This is a genomic window from Protofrankia sp. CiP1_Cm_nod3 (assembly GCF_982290655.1).
Genome location: NZ_CEVIVD010000285.1, coordinates 2201 through 3102 on the forward strand (window position 1 = coordinate 2201; position 902 = coordinate 3102).

General features: G+C 65.7%; 1 protein-coding gene and 1 pseudogene. One reads left to right on the forward strand and one right to left on the reverse strand.

The window, feature by feature from the left end; genetic code table 11:
* Positions 1 to 483: pseudogene (locus AC5LUJ_RS24335) on the forward strand (4-amino-4-deoxy-L-arabinose transferase); the annotation flags it as partial.
* Between the two features lie 57 nt (positions 484 to 540).
* On the opposite strand, the gene AC5LUJ_RS24340 reads toward AC5LUJ_RS24335, so the two are convergent.
* On the reverse strand, positions 541 to 902 hold a 362-nt coding region (locus AC5LUJ_RS24340; RefSeq protein WP_493465870.1), incomplete at its 5' end, for a hypothetical protein.

A 902-nucleotide genomic window follows, 5' to 3' on the forward strand; every position in this document is an offset into this window, starting at 1 on the left:
GTGCTTGCCACCTGGATACGCCTGGTGGCGGTGGCCAGCATCGTGACGGCGGGCCTGCTGACACTCCCGGACCACTGGGCGCCGAAGCTGCACACGGCACTGACCGCCGACGACAGCGCACCGAGCCGGGAGGCGGCCCGCTGGTACATCGAGAACATCCCGGACGGCAACATCGTCGTCACCGACGACAACATATGGACGGACCTGGAGCTGGCCGGCAAGAAGCCCGAGCCGATCTGGTTCTACAAACTGGACCTCGACCCAGCCGTCCGCGAGAAACTGAAGAACGGCTGGCAGGACGTCGACTACTTCATCCTCGGCGACCTGACCCCGGTCACCCTGAACAGCCTGCCCATGGTCGCCGAGGGCCTACGGAACTCGGTCGTCGTGAAATCCTTCGGCGCTCACGGCGAGATCGCCATACGCAAGGTAATCAAACCCGGCTGCCCGGCCACCCTCACAACCACCATTCCGGGCTGCTGAGCGTTCCGGCCGCCGGCGACGCCCCGTGCGCCGGCGGCCGGCCCCGGCCGGCCGACATCAGCCGGAGCCACCCCGCCCACGGATCGACTTCGCAATAGCGATCACACGCGGCCGGCCGGTCCCGCTCAGCCCGAACCCGAGGCCGTGACGGTAGATCTCCGGAATCCAGTACTGATCGTTCTCTCGGAACAGCACCCCATTGGCCTCCAACAGCCTGGCGTCGGCGGGATTCACATTCACGGTCTCCAGTGTGAAAGGCATCTTGCGGGATTCCTCGGGCAGTCCCTGCAGGTGCGTGAAGAGCATTCCGACAGGAGGATTCTCCTGTGATATTGCGCCGATCTTGTCGCGGCTGCATTCTGGGAGCGCCCGACGCATGGCGGTAGGCGTGAGAAGACGGTCCGGCCATCGTGCGACAG